Annotated in this window: 22 protein-coding genes; 21 read left to right on the top strand and 1 reads right to left on the bottom strand. The window is 61.0% G+C overall.

The window, feature by feature from the left end; translation table 11 throughout:
* Nucleotides 1–166 precede the first annotated feature (166 nt).
* Genes rluC through L8K08_RS09550 form a run of 3 tightly spaced genes read left to right on the top strand, consistent with a single transcriptional unit; the run spans nucleotide 167 to nucleotide 2,780 of the window.
* Nucleotides 167–1,126: a 23S rRNA pseudouridine(955/2504/2580) synthase RluC gene (gene rluC, locus L8K08_RS09560; RefSeq protein ID WP_242196153.1), complete on the top strand. Its 960-nt coding sequence runs from the start codon at nucleotides 167–169 to the stop codon at nucleotides 1,124–1,126.
* Complete coding sequence (locus tag L8K08_RS09555) at nucleotides 1,113–1,775, top strand: HAD-IA family hydrolase (protein ID WP_242196148.1); 663 nt, start codon at nucleotides 1,113–1,115, stop codon at nucleotides 1,773–1,775. The genes rluC and L8K08_RS09555 overlap by 14 nt, the downstream gene beginning before the upstream one ends.
* A gap of 21 nt (nucleotides 1,776–1,796) precedes the next feature.
* Nucleotides 1,797–2,780 (top strand): S49 family peptidase, encoded by a 984-nt coding sequence (locus L8K08_RS09550; RefSeq protein ID WP_242196145.1) that lies wholly within the window; start codon nucleotides 1,797–1,799, stop codon nucleotides 2,778–2,780.
* 130 nt (nucleotides 2,781–2,910) lie between these two features.
* Here L8K08_RS09550 and L8K08_RS09545 read toward each other — a convergent pair whose 3' ends face one another.
* Nucleotides 2,911–3,489 carry a nucleoside triphosphate pyrophosphatase gene (locus L8K08_RS09545; protein ID WP_242196141.1) on the bottom strand — a complete coding sequence of 193 codons (579 nt, stop codon included), beginning with the start codon at nucleotides 3,487–3,489 and terminating at the stop codon, nucleotides 2,911–2,913.
* Between the two features lie 105 nt (nucleotides 3,490–3,594).
* Here L8K08_RS09545 and L8K08_RS09540 point away from each other — a divergent pair, with 105 nt between their 5' ends.
* The 18 genes from L8K08_RS09540 (at nucleotide 3,595) to L8K08_RS09455 (ending at nucleotide 18,752) form a co-directional block, all read left to right on the top strand.
* Complete coding sequence (locus tag L8K08_RS09540) at nucleotides 3,595–4,125, top strand: YceD family protein (RefSeq protein WP_032886799.1); 531 nt, start codon at nucleotides 3,595–3,597, stop codon at nucleotides 4,123–4,125.
* A 13-nt stretch (nucleotides 4,126–4,138) separates the two neighbouring features.
* Nucleotides 4,139–4,321, top strand: coding sequence for a 50S ribosomal protein L32 (gene rpmF, locus L8K08_RS09535; protein WP_008152339.1), 183 nt, complete (start codon nucleotides 4,139–4,141; stop codon nucleotides 4,319–4,321).
* 4 nt (nucleotides 4,322–4,325) lie between these two features.
* Nucleotides 4,326–5,336: a phosphate acyltransferase PlsX gene (gene plsX / locus L8K08_RS09530; protein ID WP_242196138.1), complete on the top strand. Its 1,011-nt coding sequence runs from the start codon at nucleotides 4,326–4,328 to the stop codon at nucleotides 5,334–5,336.
* A gap of 144 nt (nucleotides 5,337–5,480) precedes the next feature.
* Nucleotides 5,481–6,419, top strand: a complete 939-nt coding sequence (gene fabD / locus L8K08_RS09525; protein WP_242196135.1) for an ACP S-malonyltransferase — start codon at nucleotides 5,481–5,483, stop codon at nucleotides 6,417–6,419.
* Nucleotides 6,420–6,451: 32 nt separating this feature from the next.
* A complete protein-coding gene (fabG, locus tag L8K08_RS09520; protein WP_106576155.1) occupies nucleotides 6,452–7,195 on the top strand; it encodes a 3-oxoacyl-ACP reductase FabG in 744 nt (247 codons plus the stop codon).
* A 191-nt stretch (nucleotides 7,196–7,386) separates the two neighbouring features.
* Nucleotides 7,387–7,623: an acyl carrier protein gene (gene acpP, locus L8K08_RS09515; RefSeq protein ID WP_016973676.1), complete on the top strand. Its 237-nt coding sequence runs from the start codon at nucleotides 7,387–7,389 to the stop codon at nucleotides 7,621–7,623.
* 144 nt (nucleotides 7,624–7,767) lie between these two features.
* Nucleotides 7,768–9,012: a beta-ketoacyl-ACP synthase II gene (gene fabF / locus L8K08_RS09510; RefSeq protein WP_145159285.1), complete on the top strand. Its 1,245-nt coding sequence runs from the start codon at nucleotides 7,768–7,770 to the stop codon at nucleotides 9,010–9,012.
* Nucleotides 9,012–9,827 carry an aminodeoxychorismate lyase gene (gene pabC / locus L8K08_RS09505; RefSeq protein WP_242196133.1) on the top strand — a complete coding sequence of 272 codons (816 nt, stop codon included), beginning with the start codon at nucleotides 9,012–9,014 and terminating at the stop codon, nucleotides 9,825–9,827. The genes fabF and pabC overlap by 1 nt, the downstream gene beginning before the upstream one ends.
* A gap of 1 nt (nucleotide 9,828) precedes the next feature.
* Nucleotides 9,829–10,974: an endolytic transglycosylase MltG gene (gene mltG, locus L8K08_RS09500; protein WP_242196106.1), complete on the top strand. Its 1,146-nt coding sequence runs from the start codon at nucleotides 9,829–9,831 to the stop codon at nucleotides 10,972–10,974.
* 19 nt (nucleotides 10,975–10,993) lie between these two features.
* Entirely contained in the window at nucleotides 10,994–11,626 is a 633-nt protein-coding gene (tmk, locus tag L8K08_RS09495; protein WP_242196104.1) for a dTMP kinase, read from the top strand.
* Nucleotides 11,619–12,608, top strand: coding sequence for a DNA polymerase III subunit delta' (locus tag L8K08_RS09490; protein WP_106576160.1), 990 nt, complete (start codon nucleotides 11,619–11,621; stop codon nucleotides 12,606–12,608). Before tmk ends, L8K08_RS09490 begins: the two co-directional genes overlap by 8 nt.
* A gap of 62 nt (nucleotides 12,609–12,670) precedes the next feature.
* On the top strand, nucleotides 12,671–13,456 hold the full coding sequence (locus tag L8K08_RS09485) for a TatD family hydrolase (RefSeq protein ID WP_145159275.1): 786 nt from the start codon (nucleotides 12,671–12,673) through the stop codon (nucleotides 13,454–13,456).
* Between the two features lie 443 nt (nucleotides 13,457–13,899).
* The gene (locus L8K08_RS09480) at nucleotides 13,900–14,568 is read left to right on the top strand and encodes a TetR/AcrR family transcriptional regulator (RefSeq protein ID WP_106576163.1); all 669 of its coding nucleotides are present in this window, start codon (nucleotides 13,900–13,902) and stop codon (nucleotides 14,566–14,568) included.
* Between the two features lie 139 nt (nucleotides 14,569–14,707).
* A complete protein-coding gene (locus tag L8K08_RS09475; RefSeq protein WP_145159273.1) occupies nucleotides 14,708–15,676 on the top strand; it encodes a radical SAM protein in 969 nt (322 codons plus the stop codon).
* 108 nt (nucleotides 15,677–15,784) lie between these two features.
* Complete coding sequence (locus tag L8K08_RS09470; RefSeq protein WP_106576165.1) at nucleotides 15,785–16,390, top strand: DUF4823 domain-containing protein; 606 nt, start codon at nucleotides 15,785–15,787, stop codon at nucleotides 16,388–16,390.
* A 19-nt stretch (nucleotides 16,391–16,409) separates the two neighbouring features.
* A complete protein-coding gene (locus tag L8K08_RS09465; RefSeq protein ID WP_145159271.1) occupies nucleotides 16,410–16,970 on the top strand; it encodes a DUF1285 domain-containing protein in 561 nt (186 codons plus the stop codon).
* Between the two features lie 70 nt (nucleotides 16,971–17,040).
* A complete protein-coding gene (locus L8K08_RS09460; protein WP_145159269.1) occupies nucleotides 17,041–17,754 on the top strand; it encodes a GntR family transcriptional regulator in 714 nt (237 codons plus the stop codon).
* Nucleotides 17,751–18,752, top strand: coding sequence for an ADP-ribosylglycohydrolase family protein (locus tag L8K08_RS09455; RefSeq protein WP_242196101.1), 1,002 nt, complete (start codon nucleotides 17,751–17,753; stop codon nucleotides 18,750–18,752). Before L8K08_RS09460 ends, L8K08_RS09455 begins: the two co-directional genes overlap by 4 nt.
* Nucleotides 18,753–18,760 lie beyond the last annotated feature (8 nt).

Here is an 18,760-nt window from a genome sequence, read left to right as displayed (position 1 = left end):
GGTGGCAAAAGCCCCGTAGGACGGCCTCGCGTCCTGATGAATTGCGATGGTCAGGGCCGGCAGTTTGCCGCAAGTCCTCTGTCCAGGCCGCTTTTGGCGGCGTTCGCGACTATAGCAGCAATGATTAAGTGCTTCAATTCCATAAAAAATTGTTATCATCGCCGCCATGACGACTACCGCCCCCCAGACCCCCAGCGTCCAGCTGCTCGAGGTCTCGCCGGAATATGCCGGCCAACGCATCGACAATTTTCTCCTGGCCAGGCTCAAAGGCGTGCCCAAGACCTTGATTTACCGCATCTTGCGTAAAGGCGAAGTGCGCGTGAACAAAGGCCGCATCAAGCCCGAGTACAAGCTGCAGGCGGGCGATATCGTCCGTGTGCCGCCGGTTCGCGTGCCTGAGCGTGACGAACCCGTGCCGCTGGCCCAAGGCCTGCTGCAGCGCCTTGAGGCTTCAATTGTTTTCGAAGACAGCAAGCTGATCGTGATCAACAAGCCGTGCGGCATTGCGGTGCACGGCGGCAGCGGCCTGAATTTCGGCGTGATCGAAGCGTTTCGTCAGTTGCGCCCGGATGCTAAGGAGCTGGAGTTGGTCCACCGCCTGGACCGCGACACCTCCGGTCTACTGATGATCGCCAAAAAGCGCAGCATGTTGCGCCACCTGCACACCGCCCTGCGTGGCGATGGTGTCGACAAGCGCTACATGGCGCTGGTGCGTGGCAACTGGGCGAGCTCGATCAAAAGCGTTCGTGCGCCGCTGCAGAAGAGCAACCTGCGCTCCGGCGAGCGTATGGTCGAAGTGGACGAGGAGGGCAAAGAAGCCCTGACCCTGTTCAAGGTGCTGCGCCGTTTCGGTGACTTCGCCACCATGGTCGAGGCCAAGCCAGTGACCGGGCGTACTCACCAGATTCGCGTGCATACCCTGCACGCAGGCCACTGCATCGCCGGTGACACCAAGTACGGTGATGAGGAATTTTCCAAGGAAATCCGCGACCTGGGCGGCAAGCGCCTGTTCCTTCACGCCTACATGCTGACGGTTCCGCTGCCTGATGGCGGTGAGCTCAAGCTGCAGGCGCCGGTCGACGAGATGTGGGCCAAGACCGTGGAGCGTTTGAGTGTCGCACCTTGATTACAAACTGCTGATCTTTGACTGGGACGGCACCCTGTGCGATTCCATCGGGCGGATCGTGGAATCAATGCACGCAGCTTCAACCCGCTCGGGCTTTGCGTTGTGCACCGATCTCGCGGTCAAAGGCATCATCGGCCTGGGCTTGCCTGAAGCCATCCGTACCTTGTACCCGCAGATCAGTGACGCTGAGCTGGTGACCTTTCGCGACCATTACGCCGAACACTACATCGCGCTGGAGGCCACGCCTTCGCCGCTGTTCGACGGTGTGGTGCAATCGCTGGAGGCCTTTCGTGCCCAGGGTTATCACTTGGCAGTCGCCACCGGCAAAGCCCGTCGCGGGTTGGACCGGGTCCTTAAGGCGCACAACTTCGAAGATTATTTCGACATCACCCGGGCGGCGGATGAAACCGCCAGCAAGCCTCATCCTCTGATGCTTGAGCAGATCCTTGCCCATTGTGGTGTGTCGCCGCGCCAGGCGTTGATGGTGGGCGATGCCTCCTTCGACCTGATGATGGCGCGCAATGCTGGCATGGACAGTGTGGCGGTCAGCTACGGCGCTCAGGCTGCCGAGGCCTTGCAGCAGTACGAGCCGAGGCTGACGATTGATCATTTTTCCGAACTGCAGGCCTGGCTCAGCCGGGCCCAATAAGTCTTTGCTGGGGTTAATGGCATGAGTGACGAGTGGAAGGCGCCGGAAAAGGCGGATAGCAGCGATGATAAAAGCTGGAAGCTGCTGGAGAAGACCCTCCTGGCCAGTGTTCAGGAACAGCGCCGTGCGCGGCGTTGGGGGATTTTCTTCAAGCTGCTGACCTTTATCTGGCTGCTCGCGATGCTGGTGCTGTTCAGTCCACTGATGGACATGGAAAAAAGCGCCACCCGTGGCAGTAACTACTCCGCCTTGATCGAAGTGCGTGGCGTGATCGCCGACAAAGAGTCCGCCAGCGCCGACAATATTGTCAGCAGCCTGCGCGCGGCGTTTGAAGACCCGAAGGTCAAGGGCGTGATCCTGCGCATCAACAGCCCAGGTGGCAGTCCGGTGCAGTCGGGTTACGTGTATGACGAGATTCGCCGTCTGCGCGGCCTGCATCCGGATATCAAGGTGTATGCGGTGATTTCCGACCTGGGCGCCTCGGGCGCCTATTACATCGCCAGCGCCGCTGACCAGATCTACGCCGACAAGGCCAGCCTGGTCGGCTCCATTGGCGTGACGGCGGCCGGTTATGGCTTCGTCGGCACCATGGAGAAGCTGGGGGTTGAGCGTCGCACTTACACCTCGGGTGAGCACAAAGCATTCCTCGACCCGTTCCAGCCGCAAAAAGCCGATGAAACCCAGTTCTGGCAGGGCGTGCTCGATACCACTCACCGTCAGTTCATTGCCAGCGTGAAGCAGGGGCGTGGCGATCGTCTGAAGGATAAAGACCATCCGGAGCTGTTCTCCGGCCTGGTGTGGTCGGGTGAGCAGGCGTTGCCGATGGGCTTGATCGATGGGCTGGGCAGTGCCAGTTCGGTGGCGCGGGACGTGATTGGCGAGAAGGAATTGGTGGATTTCACCGTTCAGGAATCGCCGTTTGATCGCTTCTCCAAGAAGCTGGGTGCCAGCGTGGCCGAGAAGCTGGCGATGTACATGGGCTTCCAGGGCCCGACGTTGCGCTGATACCTCGAAAGCGACAGGGTTCAAACTGTGGGAGCTGGCTTGCCTGCGATAGCGTCACCTCGGTTCGACTGATGTTCCGAGGTGTGTGCATCGCAGGCAAGCCAGCTCCCACATTGGTTTTGTGGTGGGCTTAGGGGATCTGTACGCCTTCGGCCAGCAGCATGTCCACCAGGCGAATCAGTGGCAGGCCGATCAGGCTGGTCGCATCCGGCCCTTCGGTGCTCTGGAACAAGCTCACGCCCAGTCCCTCGGCCTTGAAGCTGCCGGCGCAGTCATAAGGTTGCTCGATCCGAAGGTAGCGCTCGATGCGTTCAGCGCTCAGTTCGCGCATGTGCACCGTAAACGGTACGCAGTCGACCTGGCAGTGCCCGGTCTCGCTGTTCAGCAGCGCCAGCCCGGTAAGGAAGCTGACGCGCTTGCCGCTTGCTGCCAGCAGTTGTGCGCGCGCGTTCTCGAAGGTGTGGGGCTTGCCGATGATTCTGCCCTCCAGAGCGGCGACCTGATCGGAGCCAATGATCAAATGCCCCGGATGGCTGCCGGCGAGGGCGCGAGCTTTCTGTTCGGCCAGGCGCTTGACCAGCTCAATGGCGGATTCATTTTCACGGTGGCTTTCGTCGATATCCGGCGAGCTGCAGATGAACGGCAGGTGCAGGCGGCTCAGCAATTCCCGGCGATAAACCGAGCTGGATGCAAGTAATAAAGGCAGCATAGGCGTCTCCTCAGAGCAGCCGGGGATTCTAGCGGGGTGACCGGCTGACGCACAGGGCTGAATTTCCTTTGACATGGCCGGGTGCATCCCTATAATGCTGCGCCTATGTTGAATGACCCGATTCCACCTCACGTTGACCCGCGCAAATTGGCAGATCGTGGCACTTCCCTTCAAGGTGAATTGCTGCTGGCCGATTTGGAGAGACTCTGCGACCCGCTTTCCGACACTGTCGGTACGGTGCAGGCCAAATTTGTTTTTGAACGAGATGAACGTAAGTCTGTGGTAATCCACAGTTTTATCGACACCGAAGTCAAAATGGTTTGCCAGCGTTGTCTTGAGCTGGTCACCCTGCCGATTCACAGCGAATGCAGTTACGCTGTGGTGAAGGAGGGTGCGAATACCCAGTCGTTGCCGAAAGGTTATGACGTGCTGGAACTGGGCGAAGATCCTTTGGATCTGCATGCACTGATCGAGGAGGAGCTTTTGCTCGCCTTGCCCATTGTGCCTGCTCATCATCCGGAAGAATGCCAGCAGCCGGAGGGTCTCGATGACGAGGCCGAGCCGAGCGAGGACGAGGTAACGCGGTCCAACCCGTTCAGTGTATTGGCGCAGTTAAAGCGTGACCCAAACGTTTAGGAGTTAATCAATTATGGCTGTTCAGCAGAACAAAAAATCCCGCTCTGCCCGTGACATGCGTCGTTCGCACGATGCCCTGACGGCAAGCACTCTGTCTGTAGAAAAAACCACCGGTGAAATTCACCTGCGTCACCACGTATCGCCAGAAGGCGTATACCGTGGTCGTAAAGTGATCGACAAGGGCGCTGACGAGTAATCACTTGTCTGCTCAAGTCATCGCGATTGACGCAATGGGCGGGGACTTCGGTCCCCGCAGCATTGTTCAGGCTTGCATTGCCAGCCTGTCTGCTACGCCCTCGCTGCACCTGACCCTCGTCGGTCAACCCTCCCTTCTTGAAGAATTGATTGCCAGCCATCCGGCGGTGGATCGCGCGCGCCTGACGATTACGCCAGCCAGTGAAACCATCAGCATGGATGACAAGCCGGCGGCAGCCCTTCGTGGCAAGCCCGACTCTTCGATGCGGGTGGCGCTTGAGTTGTTACGTGATGCCAAGGTGCAAGCCTGTGTCAGTGCCGGCAATACCGGAGCCTTGATGGCGTTGTCGCGGCATGTGCTCAAGACACTGCCCGGGATCGATCGCCCGGCGATGGTCGCGGCCATCCCCACACAAAAAGGCTACTGCCAACTGCTGGACCTGGGTGCGAACGTCGATTGCAGTGCCGAGCACCTGTTCCAGTTCGCGGTGATGGGCTCGGTGGCCGCTGAGGCGTTGGGCGTGACCCGGCCGCGGGTGGCGTTGCTGAATATCGGCACCGAAGACATCAAGGGCAATCAGCAGGTCAAGCTCGCCGCCACCTTGCTGCAAAATGCGCGGGGGGTGAACTACGTCGGGTTTATCGAAGGTGACGGTGTGTACCGTGGCGAAGCCGATGTGGTGGTATGCGATGGGTTTGTCGGCAATATCCTGCTCAAGTCCAGCGAAGGCCTGGCAACCATGATCGCTTCGCGTATCGAAGCCTTGTTCAAGCAGAGCCTCGCCTCACGCATGGTCGGCGCCCTGGCGCTGCCGTTGATGCGCCGCTTGCAGGCCGACCTGGCGCCGGCGCGGCACAACGGTGCGAGCTTTCTGGGGTTGCAGGGCATTGTGGTGAAAAGCCATGGCTCGGCAGGGGTGCAAGGTTTTCAAAGTGCGATTGCGCGGGCGCTGATCGAGATCCAGGAAAACCTGCCGCACCGCTTGCACGGCCGTCTTGAGGACTTGTTGCCTTAGGCGAATTGGCTCGGGAATGCTTAAATGTGACCGGCCAGTTCAATTGACCATCCAATCTGTCAGTTTCGTGCGCTCCCACCCGTGGATTTATCTCAAAATCGGGAGCGTTCATTTTTGACGACCAGATCATTAGGGGCTTGTTACATGTCTACATCCCTCGCATTCGTCTTTCCAGGGCAGGGTTCGCAGTCCCTCGGCATGTTGGCCGAGCTGGGCGCGCAACATCCGTTGATCCTGGACACCTTCAAGGAAGCTTCCGAGGCCCTGGGTTACGACCTGTGGGCGCTGACCCAGCAAGGGCCGGAAGAGCAACTCAATCAAACCGATAAAACCCAGCCGGCCATCCTCACCGCGTCGATCGCGCTGTGGCGCCTGTGGCTGGCTGAAGGTGGCGCGCGCCCGGCTTACGTGGCCGGTCACAGCCTGGGCGAATACAGCGCCCTGGTGGCGGCGGGCAGCCTGACCCTGGCTGAAGCCGTCAAGTTGGTCGAGCGTCGTGGTCAGCTGATGCAAGAAGCCGTTCCGGCCGGGCAGGGCGGCATGGCCGCTATCCTGGGTCTGGACGACGCCGTGGTGATCGACGCCTGCGCCGAAGCGGCCCAAGGCGAAGTGGTCAGCGCGGTGAACTTCAACTCGCCTGGCCAGGTGGTAATTGCCGGTGCCAAGGCTGCCGTTGAGCGTGCCATCGAAGGTTGCAAGGCTCGTGGTGCCAAGCGCGCCTTGCCATTGCCGGTCAGCGTGCCGTCCCACTGTGAGCTGATGCGCCCGGCTGCCGAGCGGTTTGCCGAGTCCATCGCCGCCATCAACTGGCAGGCGCCGCAGATTCCGCTGGTGCAGAACGTCAGTGCGGCCGTTGCCGCCGACCTCGAGACCCTCAAGCGCGACCTGCTGGAGCAACTCTACAAGCCTGTGCGCTGGGTTGAGTCGGTCCAGACCCTGGCGGCCAAGGGGGCCACCGAGCTTGTCGAGTGTGGCCCGGGCAAGGTCCTGGCTGGCTTGAACAAGCGCTGCGCCGACGGCGTCTCGACTGCCAACCTCAATACCCCGGATGCCTTCGCTGCCGCCCGCGCGGCACTGGCCTGAATCCCTGATCCCCGAACTTAGGAGAAGCCTGCATGAGTCTGCAAGGTAAAGTTGCACTGGTTACCGGCGCGAGCCGTGGCATTGGCCAGGCGATCGCCCTGGAACTGGGCCGTCAGGGCGCCGTAGTCATCGGCACCGCGACATCCGCCTCGGGTGCCGAGCGTATCGCCGCCACCTTGAAGGAAAACGGCGTTCAGGGCACTGGCCTTGAGCTGAACGTGACCAACGATGAGTCGGTTGCCGCTGTGCTGGCGCAAATCACTGCACAATTTGGCGCACCGGCTATTCTGGTGAACAACGCCGGTATCACCCGCGACAACCTGATGATGCGCATGAAAGACGACGAGTGGTACGACGTGGTCGATACCAACTTGAACAGTCTGTTTCGCCTGTCCAAGGGCGTTTTGCGTGGCATGACCAAGGCGCGTTGGGGCCGAATTATCAATATTGGCTCCGTAGTGGGTGCCATGGGCAACGCAGGCCAAGTAAACTACGCGGCGGCCAAAGCCGGTCTGGAAGGTTTCAGCCGTGCATTGGCGCGTGAAGTCGGTTCGCGGTCGATTACGGTCAACTCGGTGGCCCCAGGGTTCATCGACACCGATATGACCCGCGAACTGCCGGAAGCACAGCGTGAAGCGTTGCTGACGCAGATTCCGCTGGGCCGTCTGGGCCAGGCTCAAGAGATCGCAAATGTGGTCACTTTCCTGGCATCCGACGGTGCGGCATACGTGACTGGGGCTACAATCCCGGTGAACGGCGGGATGTACATGAGTTAAATTGTGACGGATCGCTTCAAAAAAATGTCATACGAGCTGTCTAAAATCCGTTATAAAGCTGCAACTTAATTTATAGGCTGGTGGCCGACCGGGTACAGGGTGAAGCTTTCAGTTGAAAAGCTGAAATGGCTTTCTATACACTTACCCACTGGCCAGCTGCCTGAATTTGTCCATTAGGAGTTAAACAAGGTATGAGCACCATCGAAGAACGCGTCAAGAAAATCGTCGCCGAGCAACTGGGCGTTAAAGAAGAAGAAGTGACCAACAGCGCTTCCTTCGTAGAAGACCTGGGTGCCGATTCCCTTGACACCGTTGAGCTGGTGATGGCTCTGGAAGAGGAATTCGAGACCGAAATCCCGGACGAAGAAGCTGAAAAAATCACTACTGTTCAAGCTGCTATCGACTACGTTACTGCCCACCAGGCGTAATAGTTTGTAGTCGTCGCTTGCTGTTAGGGAAAAACCGCACTGCTGTAACGGCGTGCGGTTTTTTCTTTAGCTCTGATGAAACTTCAGCGCTGATAAAATGCGTGCTGAAGCGAAGTGTCGCCATCAAGAAAAAAGGAGAGTGCTGTGTCGCGTAGACGCGTCGTAGTCACCGGTATGGGTATGTTGTCGCCACTGGGTACGGATGTGCCAAGCAGTTGGCAGGGCATTCTGGCTGGCCACAGTGGTATCGGTCTGATCGAGCACACGGACCTTTCTGCCTATTCCACCCGTTTTGGCGGCTCGGTAAAGGGCTTTAATGTCGAGGAATACCTCTCGATCAAAGAGTCCCGCAAACTCGACCTGTTCATTCAGTACGGCCTGGCAGCCGGTTTTCAGGCGGTGCGTAATGCCGGCCTGGAAGTCACCGACGCCAACCGTGACCGCATCGGCGTGGCCATGGGTTCGGGTATTGGCGGTTTGACCAATATCGAAGAAACCAGCCGCACGCTGCACGATTCCGGCCCCCGTCGAATTTCACCGTTCTTCGTACCGGGCTCGATCATCAATATGATTTCCGGCTTCCTGTCCATCCACTTGGGTGCGCAGGGGCCTAACTACGCCATTGCTACGGCGTGCACCACGGGCACTCACTGCATCGGCATGGCGGCGCGCAACATCGCCTATGACGAGGCGGACGTGATGATCGCCGGTGGCGCTGAAATGGCCGCCTGCGGCCTGGGCATGGGCGGCTTCGGCGCGTCCCGTGCGCTGTCGACGCGCAATGACGAACCGACCCGTGCCAGCCGTCCGTGGGACAAGGGCCGTGACGGTTTTGTACTGTCTGACGGCGCCGGTGCCCTGGTACTCGAAGAGTTGGAGCACGCCAAGGCGCGTGGCGCCACCATCTACGCCGAGCTGATCGGCTTTGGCATGAGCGGCGATGCCTATCACATGACGTCGCCACCGTCCGACGGTGCCGGCGCTGCGCGCTGCATCACCAATGCGTTGCGCGATGCGAAGGTGAATCCCGACCAGGTGCAGTACATCAACGCCCACGGCACCTCGACCCCGACCGGCGACCTGGCGGAAGCCGAGGCCATCAAGTCGGTGTTTGGCGAGCACGCCTACAAGCTGGCGGTCAGCTCCACCAAGTCCATGACCGGCCACCTGTTGGGTGCGGCAGGCGCGGTCGAGGCGATCTTCAGCGTGATGGCCATCAAGGATCAGGTCGCTCCGCCGACCATCAACCTTGATGAGCCGGACGAAGGTTGCGACCTGAACTTCGTGCCCCACGAAGCCCAGCCGATGCCAATCGACGTGGTGATCTCCAACTCCTTCGGGTTTGGTGGCACCAACGGCTCCCTGGTGTTCCGCCGGTTCGCCGAGTGATGCACAGCTGGGTCGACGGTCAGCCAGCGGACAGCGTGCCCCTGAAAGATCGCGGCCTGGCGTACGGTGATGGGCTGTTTGAAACCATCGCCGTCAAGGCCGGGCAGCCCGTGCTGCTCGACCGCCACCTGCAACGCCTCGAGGAGGGCTGCCGGCGCCTTGCGTTGATCACGGATCACGCACTGATCCGCAACGAAGTCTTGGCTTACGCCGCCGCTCTTGGCGACGCAGTGCTTAAGTTGATCCTCACCCGCGGCGACAGCCAGCGCGGTTATGGCATCAACCCCGGCGCCCCGGTGCGCAGTATCTTGCAGGGCAATCCGCCCGCGACCTATCCCCACGCTCACGCAACCGACGGCATCCGCCTGTTTGCGTGCGCCACCCGTTTGGCCGAGCAGCCGTTGCTCGCCGGTCTCAAGCACCTTAATCGTCTGGAACAAGTGATCGCCCGCGCCGAGTGGCAGGATGCCGAGCATGCCGAAGGTTTAATGCTGGATATGTCTGGTCGCGTTATCGAGGGCGTGTTCAGCAACCTGTTCCTGGTTCGCAATGGCGTGTTACTGACCGCTGATCTGAATCGTTGTGGCGTTGCCGGGGTCATGCGCGCCGAGATTCTGGCCCAGGCACATGCACTGGGTATCCCGCTGGCCGTGGCCGACATCAGCGTTGAGCAGTTAAAGCAGGCCGATGAAGTCTTCGTGTGCAACAGCGTTTATGGCATTTGGCCGGTGCGCAGTTGCGCTGCGATGAGCTGGTCGGTTGGGCCGCTCACCCGTAAACTGCAGGGTATTGTTCGCGCGCTATTGGATATTTGAGTTGATACGAAAACTGGTTTTACTGCTGCAGATCGGCCTGGTCTCGGCAGGCTTGCTGCTGGGCTTCTCGGCCTGGAAGCTCGATTCTGCCTTGAAGCAGCCCCTGAATCTGACCCAGGAACAATTGCTTGATGTGCCTGCCGGGTCGACCCCGACGGGCACCTTCAATCGCCTCGAAGCCGAAGGCGTGCTGGATGATGCTTTCTGGTTGCGTCTGTACTGGCGCTTCAACCTCGACGGCCAGCCGCTGCACAGCGGCGAATACCGCATGACCCCAGGCCTTACCGCCGAAGGCTTGATTGGCCTGTGGCAGCGCGGCGAAGTGGTGCAATACAGCCTGACGCTGGTCGAAGGCTGGAACTTCCGTCAGGTGCGGTCGGCCCTCGCCAAGCATGAAAAGATCGTGCAGACCCTGTCGGGCCTGAGTGACAGTGAAGTGATGGAAAAGCTGGGTCATCCCGGCGTGTTCCCCGAAGGGCGGTTCTTTCCTGACACTTACCGCTTCGTGCGCGGCATGACCGACGTCGAATTCCTCAAAAAAGCCTACAACCGCCTGGATGATGTACTTGCCCAGGAGTGGAGCAAACGCGCCGCCGATGCGCCCTACACCGACCCTTACCAAGCGCTGATCATGGCCTCCCTGGTCGAGAAAGAGACCGGTGTGCCGGAAGAGCGGGGGCAAATCGCCGGCGTGTTCGTGCGGCGCATGAAGATCGGCATGTTGCTGCAGACCGACCCGACAGTGATCTACGGCCTGGGCGAGCGCTACAACGGCAAGTTGACCCGCGCACATCTCAAAGAAGCCAACCCTTACAACACCTACATGATCGCCGGCCTGCCGCCGACGCCGATCGCGATGGTCGGCCGCGAGGCGATTCATGCGGCGTTGAACCCGGTGCCGGGCAGCAGCCTGTATTTCGTCGCCCGTGGCGATGGCAGCCATATTTTCTCCGATGACCTGGATGCGCATAATGCCGCCGTGCGCGAGTTTCAGCTCAAGCGCCGTGCCGATTACCGTTCCAGCCCTGCGCCGGCGGTGAAACCGGCGGAAGACGCGGCGCCTCCTGCCGAAGCACCGACCGAAGCGCCGGTTGAAAAGCCCGTCGAGGCTGCGCCGGATACCGCCGCGCCGCAAAGCCCGCAATGACTCTGACTAAGGACTGCCTGTGACTGGCTTGTTTATTACCCTGGAAGGCCCGGAAGGCGCCGGCAAAAGCACCAACCGCGATTACCTGGCCGAACGCCTGCGCGCGGCGGGCATCGAGGTGGTATTGACCCGCGAACCCGGCGGCACGCCGCTCGCCGAGCGCATCCGTGAAGTATTGCTGGCCCCGGGTGAGGAACCGATGAACGCGGACACCGAGCTGCTGCTGGTGTTTGCTGCACGCGCTCAGCACCTGGCCGAGGTGATTCGCCCAGCCCTTGCGCGTGGCGCGGTGGTGATTTGCGACCGTTTTACCGATTCGACCTACGCCTACCAGGGCGGCGGGCGCGGCTTGTGCCTGGCGCGTATCGCCACGTTGGAAACTTTCGTCCAGGGCGATTTGCGTCCAGACCTGACCTTGCTGTTCGACCTGCCGGTGGAAGTGGGGATGGCCCGCGCCAGTGCCCGGGGTCGCCTGGACCGCTTCGAACTGGAAGGCCAGGTGTTTTTCGATGCGGTGCGCAGTGCGTTCCTGCAACGCGCCAAGGCGGAGCCCGCGCGCTACCACCTGCTGGACGCGGCCCAGCCGCTGGCGCAGGTACAGCGCGCCATCGACGCCCTGGTGCCGACGCTGCTGGAGCGCGCCCGTGGCTGAAGCCTATCCGTGGCAGGACAGCCTCTGGCAGCAACTGGCCGGGCGTGCCCAGCATGCGCATGCGTATTTGCTGCATGGGCCAGCGGGTATCGGCAAGCGTGCGTTGGCCGAGCGCTTGATGGCCAGCCTGTTATGCCAGCGCCCGGTCAATCTGGAGGCTTGCGGTGAGTGCAAATCCTGCCTGCTGCTCAAGGCCGGCAGCCACCCCGACAACTACCTGCTGGAGCCCGAGGAAGCCGACAAGGCGATCAAGGTCGACCAGGTGCGTGACCTCGTCAGCTTCGTGGTGCAGACCGCGCAGATGGGCGGGCGCAAAGTGGTGCTGATCGAGCCGGTGGAGGCGATGAACATCAACGCCGCCAACGCCTTGCTCAAGAGCCTGGAAGAGCCGTCGGGCGATACGGTGCTTCTGCTGGTGAGTCACCAGTCCAGCCGCCTGTTGCCGACCATTCGCAGTCGTTGCGTGCAGCAGGCCTGCCCATTGCCGAGCGAAGCGATGAGCCTGCAGTGGCTGGCGCAGGCACTGCCCGAGTGCGGCGAAGACGAACGCGTCGAGTTGCTGACCCTGGCCGCGGGGTCTCCCTTGGCGGCCGTGAAGCTGCACGCCCAGGGTGTGCGTGAACAACGTGCGCTGGTGGTCGATGGCGTGAAGAAGCTGCTCAAGCAGGAGCTGTCCGCGACGCAACTGGCCGAAAGCGCGTGGAAGGATATTCCGTTATTGCTGCTGTTCGACTGGTTCTGTGACTGGTCGAGCCTCATCCTGCGCTACCAGTTGACCCAGGATGAAACCGGCCTGGGCCTGCCGGACATGCGCAAAGTGGTGCAGTACCTGGCGCAGAAAAGCGCGCAGGACAAGGTGCTGAATATCCAGGACTGGATTCTGGCCCAGCGCCAGAAGGTGCTCGGCAAAGCCAACCTCAACCGCGTGCTGTTACTCGAAGCATTGCTGGTGCAGTGGGTCGGCTTGCTCGGCCGGCGTTAATTTCCGCGGCCGACGGTGTATCGTCGGCCAGACACTTTCCGTGACTCAAGTTGTACATTCCTATGCTCGTAGATTCCCATTGCCACCTTGATCGCCTCGACCTTGCCCAACATGGTGGCTCCCTCGACGCTGCCCTTGAAGCTGCCCGCCAGCGTGGAGTAGGGCACTTCCTGTGTATCGGGGTCAGCGCTGAAAATGCCGCCGACGTCAAAGCGCTGGCTGATCGTTATGCCGATGTTGACTGTTCGGTGGGCATTCACCCGCTGGACCTCAAGCCCGGCGAAGCCCCCGCCCTCGATTGGCTCCTGGGCGAACTCAATCACCCACGCGTGGTGGCGATTGGCGAAACCGGACTGGATTACCACTACGAGCCCGAGGCCGCTGAGTTGCAGCAGGCGTCGTTCCGCCTGCACCTGCAGGCCGCCCAGCAAACCGGCAAACCGGTGATCGTTCACACCCGTGGCGCCCGCGCAGACACCCTGACGCTGCTGCGCGAGGCCGCGTTGCCCCAGGCCGGCGTGCTGCATTGCTTCACCGAAGACTGGGACATGGCCAAGGCCGCACTGGACCTGGGCTTCTACATTTCCCTGTCGGGCATCGTCACCTTTCGCAACGCCGACGCCCTGCGTGATGTGGCGCGCCAGGTGCCGGCCGACCGCCTGCTGGTGGAAACCGATTCGCCCTACCTGGCGCCCATCCCTCATCGCGGCAAGCCGAATCTGCCGGAATACGTGCGCGATGTAGCGGATTACCTGGCAATGCTGCGGGGTGAGTCGTACGAACGCTTCGCCGAGCAGACCACCGAAAACTTCAAGCGCCTGTTCCCACTGGCCCACGTCGGCGGCTGATAGGGCCAAATTGCAGGCAAAAAAAACCCGGGTTCTGGGGGGTGAATCCGGGCTAAGACCATTAGGAGTAAACAAGGGTACACAGTCCGTCGGTACCCAGGTCGACGCGTCACTTGGGGGAGATGCCACGCCGACAGTTCAAGTATTGATCAGGATCCCATTCAGTCCAGTCGCATCTGATCGTTTTTTAAACAGATTTGGAATACGCGCGCTTCGCTTGAGTTCTCATTGCGCAGGTGCACGGGTGTCATTACTGCGTATTGTTTCTGACTGATAACGGCGAAAACGTTGGCGTGCTGAAAGTTAAGTGCATAACGGGTTCACATAGGCGTTGCCCAACGACTGTTCAGTCGGGATAATCCCTCGCACTGGGTAAATCGTATCGCCACGTATCAATGGCCCTGCGCAACCCTCCCACTTTGACCTCTGCAGACTTCTCCCTCATGCAAAAAGAACCCCGTAAGGTCCGTGAGTTTCGCCGCCGTGAGCAGGAAATTCTCGACACTGCACTCAAGCTGTTCCTCGAACAAGGTGAAGACAGCGTCACCGTCGAGATGATTGCGGATGCCGTGGGTATCGGCAAAGGCACGATCTACAAGCACTTCAAGTCAAAGGCCGAGATCTACCTGCGCCTGATGCTCGACTACGAGCGCGACTTGAACGAGCTGCTGCACTCGGCCGATGTCGATAAAGACAAAGAAGCCTTGTCCCGCGCCTATTTCGAGTTCCGCATGCGTGATCCGCAGCGCTACCGCCTGTTCGATCGCCTGGAAGAAAAAGTGGTCAAGGGCAATCAGGTTCCGGAAATGGTCGAGGAGCTGCACAAGATTCGCGCCTCGAACTTTGAGCGCCTGACCCTGCTGATCAAAGGTCGCATCAGCGAAGGCAAGCTTGAAGATGTGCCGCCTTATTTCCACTACTGCGCCGCCTGGGCGTTGGTGCACGGCGCCGTGGCGCTGTACCACTCGCCGTTCTGGAGCAACGTGCTGGAAGATCAGGAAGGTTTCTTCCAGTTCCTGATGGACATCGGCGTGCGCATGGGCAACAAACGCAAGCACAGCGCTGAACTGCCGGGCGCTGAGCCCAAGAGCGGTGAAACCCCCGCTGCTTGAGCTATTCCCGACAGTGATGGCGCAATGATTTACTGCCAGTTGCAGTACCCCAGGAATATACTCAGGCAAGGACCTTGCTAAAAGTTGATTTATAGGTCAGCTTTTAGCGCGCCCGAATCATCCTCTGCCGGAGTGATCCATGATCGTTGATCGTCAAGGCAGGCGATTTCGCAACTTGCGAATCAGCCTGACCTCAGCCTGCAACTACGCGTGTACCTACTGCGTGCCTAACGGCAAGCGGCTGGTGGCTGCCCAGGACGAACTCTCGGCCGAGGCTATGGCCCGTGGGGTGGCGTACCTGATCGAAGCGGCGGGCATCGACCGCCTGCGCATCACGGGCGGCGAACCGCTGGTGAGCCCCAAGCTGGAAGCCTTCATGAGCGCGGTCGGCGGAATGGGCCTCAGTGATATCAGCCTGACCACCAACGGCCAATTGCTGGCGCGTAAACTGCCGCTGCTGGTGGATGCCGGCATTCGGCGCATCAACGTCTCCCTCGACACCCTGGACGCCGACGCCTTCCGCAGCATCGCCCGTGGCGGCGACTTGGCCACCGTGCTTGATGGCATGGACCAGGCCCGCGCCGCGGGGATCAAGATCAAAGTGAACATGGTGCCGTTGCGCGGGCAGAACCTGGACCAGGTCATGCCGCTGCTCGACTACTGCCTTGAGCGTGGCTACGAGCTGCGCTTTATCGAACTGATGCGCATGGGCCATCTGGCCAAGGATTCCAACGCCTTCCTGCAGCAATTCGTCAGCCTGCAGCAACTGCTCAGCCTGATCGGTGAACACCACGAATACCTGCAAGCCAACGCGCCAGTAGACGCCACCGCAGTGCGCTACGAGGTGCCGGGCCAGGGCTTCTTTGGTGTCATCGCCAATGAAAGCGTGCCGTTTTGCCGGACGTGTTCGCGTCTGCGTTTGTCGTCTACCGGCTGGCTGCATGGCTGCCTGTCGTCGAGCAACCGTCATTACGTCGGCGACCTGCTCGACCTGCCGCGCCATCAGGCGCTGCCAGCGTTGCAAGGCCTGCTGATGAAGGCCCTGGGCGACAAACAGGAAGTGGCCTTCTCCGGCGGTGCCACCATCATGAAGATCATCGGCGGCTAGCCCATGCACGCTCCTCCCACATTTCATTTGCGGCGCTGCCGGATGGCGCGGATTCTGCATCTCACGCCCATTCGCCGGTTTTCCGTCACCGGCTTCTGGAGGATTAGGATGCGTAGTCTGGTTTTGTTGCTGGCGTCGTTGACGCTGAGTGGTTGCATGACCGTCAGCGATATGGCCGAAGGCACCCGCTATCAGATGAGCGACGCCGGCTTGCTGGACCACAGTGATACCCGCCGCACTGCGTCGATTCGCATACAGCCGGACTCTTTTGTCTTTATCGCCCAAGGTGCGTTTGTGCCGCCGGGCAGCGCTTATCCGCGACCTAACGTGGTGGCCGAAGAAGCCTTCAACGGCTTTGTCGAATACTTCCCGATGGTGCGCCGCGCGCGCAAGCCCGAAGGCCTGGAGCAGGCGATGGCCGAAGCCCGTGGGGCGGGTGCGCATTACCTGTTGTATTGCCGCTTCGCTGCAGCCGATGACCGCATCGGCAATGCCGATGAATGGACGGACCAACAGGCGCTGGACCGCGTCGGGCTGGACAGCGGCGTCATCCAGATCATGTTGATCGAGACCAGCACCCAGTATTTGATTGATACTGCACGTATTCGCAGTCGTGGCGGTTTACTGACGTTCCACGACAACAAGCCAGAAGATCTGATTGCCCGCCCCCTGGCGCAGTACGCCCGCGGCCTGCTGGGCATGGGAGATCAGTAAAAAACTCAAGGAGAACTGCATGTCCGATTCCGCCAAGGCCAATGACCTGTTGGCTCAATTGCCCAAGGGCAAGGGGCCGGCACCGGTGCACCTGTGGAATCCGGATTTCTGCGGCAACATCGACATGCGCATCGCCCGCGATGGCACCTGGTTCTACCAGGGCACGCCGATCGGGCGCAAGCCGATGGTCAAGTTGTTCTCCAACATCATTCGCCGCGACGGTGATGATTATTTTCTGGTGACGCCAGTAGAGAAGGTCGGCATCACCGTCGATGACGCACCGTTCGTGGCGGTAACCCTTGAGGTGCAAGGGCAGGGCGAAAGCCAGGTGCTGCACTTCACCACCAACGTCGACGAGCACGTCGAGGCCAGCCTCGAACACCCGCTGCGCGTCGAAATCGACCCCATCACCCAGGAGCCCGCGCCCTATTTGCGTGTGCGCACCAACCTCGAAGCCCTCGTGCATCGCAATGTTTTCTACCAACTGGTCGAGTTGGCGGTCAGCCGTCCGATCAACGGTCAGAACTGGCTTGGCGTATGGAGCGCCGGGGAGTTTTTCCGCATTGGCCTGGAGCCCTGAGGCCGGCTTTTTCACCTTCCTGAAATAATTCGCTTGCTGTCATCGGGCGCTATCGGTTATCAATTTGTACATGATTAGACATGTCCGATTTGATAAGAAAAAACGCGTCGTCGACGAGCTTATCCGCCGTATCGAGGCGGGGGTGATGGCCGACGGTTTCCTGCTGCCAGGCGAGCACCAGCTGGCCGAAGAGTTTGCGGTCAGCCGTGGCACGTTGCGCGAAGCCCTGGCCGAGCTCAAACGCCGCAACTACATTGCGACCCAGAGCGGCGTCGGCTCCATCGTCACGTTTGACGGCATGGTGCTCGACCAACACAGCGGCTGGGCCCAGGCCCTGGCGGACACGGGGGCGCTGGTCACCACCGACGTCCTGCGCCTGGAAGCCGTGACCCGGCCCGACCTGCTCAGCCGTTTCGGCAGCGACCAATTCATCGCCCTCGACCGTCGCCGGCGTACCACCGATGGCACGGCGGTGTCGCTGGAGCGCTCGCTGATGCCCGCCTCCGGTGGCCTGGAAGGCCTGCCCCGCGTCGGCCTGATCGACAATTCCCTGACCATCACCTTGGCCGCCTACGGCTACGTTGGCGCCGAAGGTGACCAATGGATCGGCGCCGAGCCCCTCAGCGACGAAGACGCCGAGCTGCTTGGCCGCCCCGCTGGCACGGTGTTTCTCAAGGCCTCGCGCACCACCTACGACCGCCGCGAGCGCTTCATGGAGTACGTCGAAAGTTTGCTCGACCCTCTGCACTTTCGCCTGCACCTGCAGTTTGGAGCGTCAAAATGACCCCGCAAAACCGCGCCCTCGGCGCCTTCTACGGCCTGGCGTTGGGCGACGCATTGGGCATGCCCACCCAGTCCTTGAGCCGCGAGCAGGTGCAACAGCGCTTCGGTGCCATCACGGGTTTGGAAGACGCCGACGCCGACCAACCCATTGCGCCAAACATGCCGGCCGGTTCGATCACCGATGACACTGAGCAGGCGATCCTGGTCGGCGAGTTGCTGGTTGAAGGCCACGGCAAGATCGAACCGACCGTGCTCGCCCAGCGCTTGATCGACTGGGAAGCGGCGATGCGCGCCAAGGGCTCCCAGGATTTGCTCGGGCCATCGACCAAGCGCGCCATCGACATGATCCTCGCCGGCCACACCCCGGAGGAGTCCGGGCGCTATGGCACCACCAACGGCGCCGCCATGCGGATCACGCCGGTGGGGATCGCCGCCGATGTCAGCGACCCGACACCGTTCATCCAGGCGGTGATCCAGGCCTGCCAGGTCACCCACAACACCACGTTGGGCATCTCCAGCGCGGCCGCTGTTGCAGCGGTGGTCTCAGCCGGTATCAACGGCGTGGACCTGGGCGAAGCGCTCAACATCGGCACGCAGATCGCCCAGCAGGCGGAAAACCATGGTCACTGGATTGCCGGTGGGCGTATTTCCACGCGCATCAGCTGGGCGCGGACCTTGAGCGTCGGCAGCGGCGACAAAGCCCTGTTTGCCGACCTGCTTTACGAACTGATTGGCACCTCTGTCGCCTCCCAGGAATCGGTGGTGGTGTCGTTTGCCCTCGCGCAGCAAGTGGCGGTGGGCGCGATGAATGCTTTTGAAGCCGTGTGCCTGGCCGCCAGCCTTGGCGGCGACACCGACACCATCGCCGCCATGCTCGGCGCGATGTTGGGCGCGTGCCTGGGCATGCAGTGCTGGCCGCCCGTGATGATTGAACAGGTCAAGCAGGTCAATGGCCTGGACTTGCAGCCGCTGGTGCAGGGGCTGCTGCAAATTCGCTAAGCGCCGCA

The sequence above is a fragment of the Pseudomonas sp. TREG-RG-20F-10-E-6-01 genome (genome assembly GCF_022662455.1).
Classification (GTDB): domain Bacteria; phylum Pseudomonadota; class Gammaproteobacteria; order Pseudomonadales; family Pseudomonadaceae; genus Aquipseudomonas.
The sequence above is the reverse complement of the archived record's forward strand: the minus strand, read 5'-3'. Positions and strand labels throughout refer to the sequence as shown.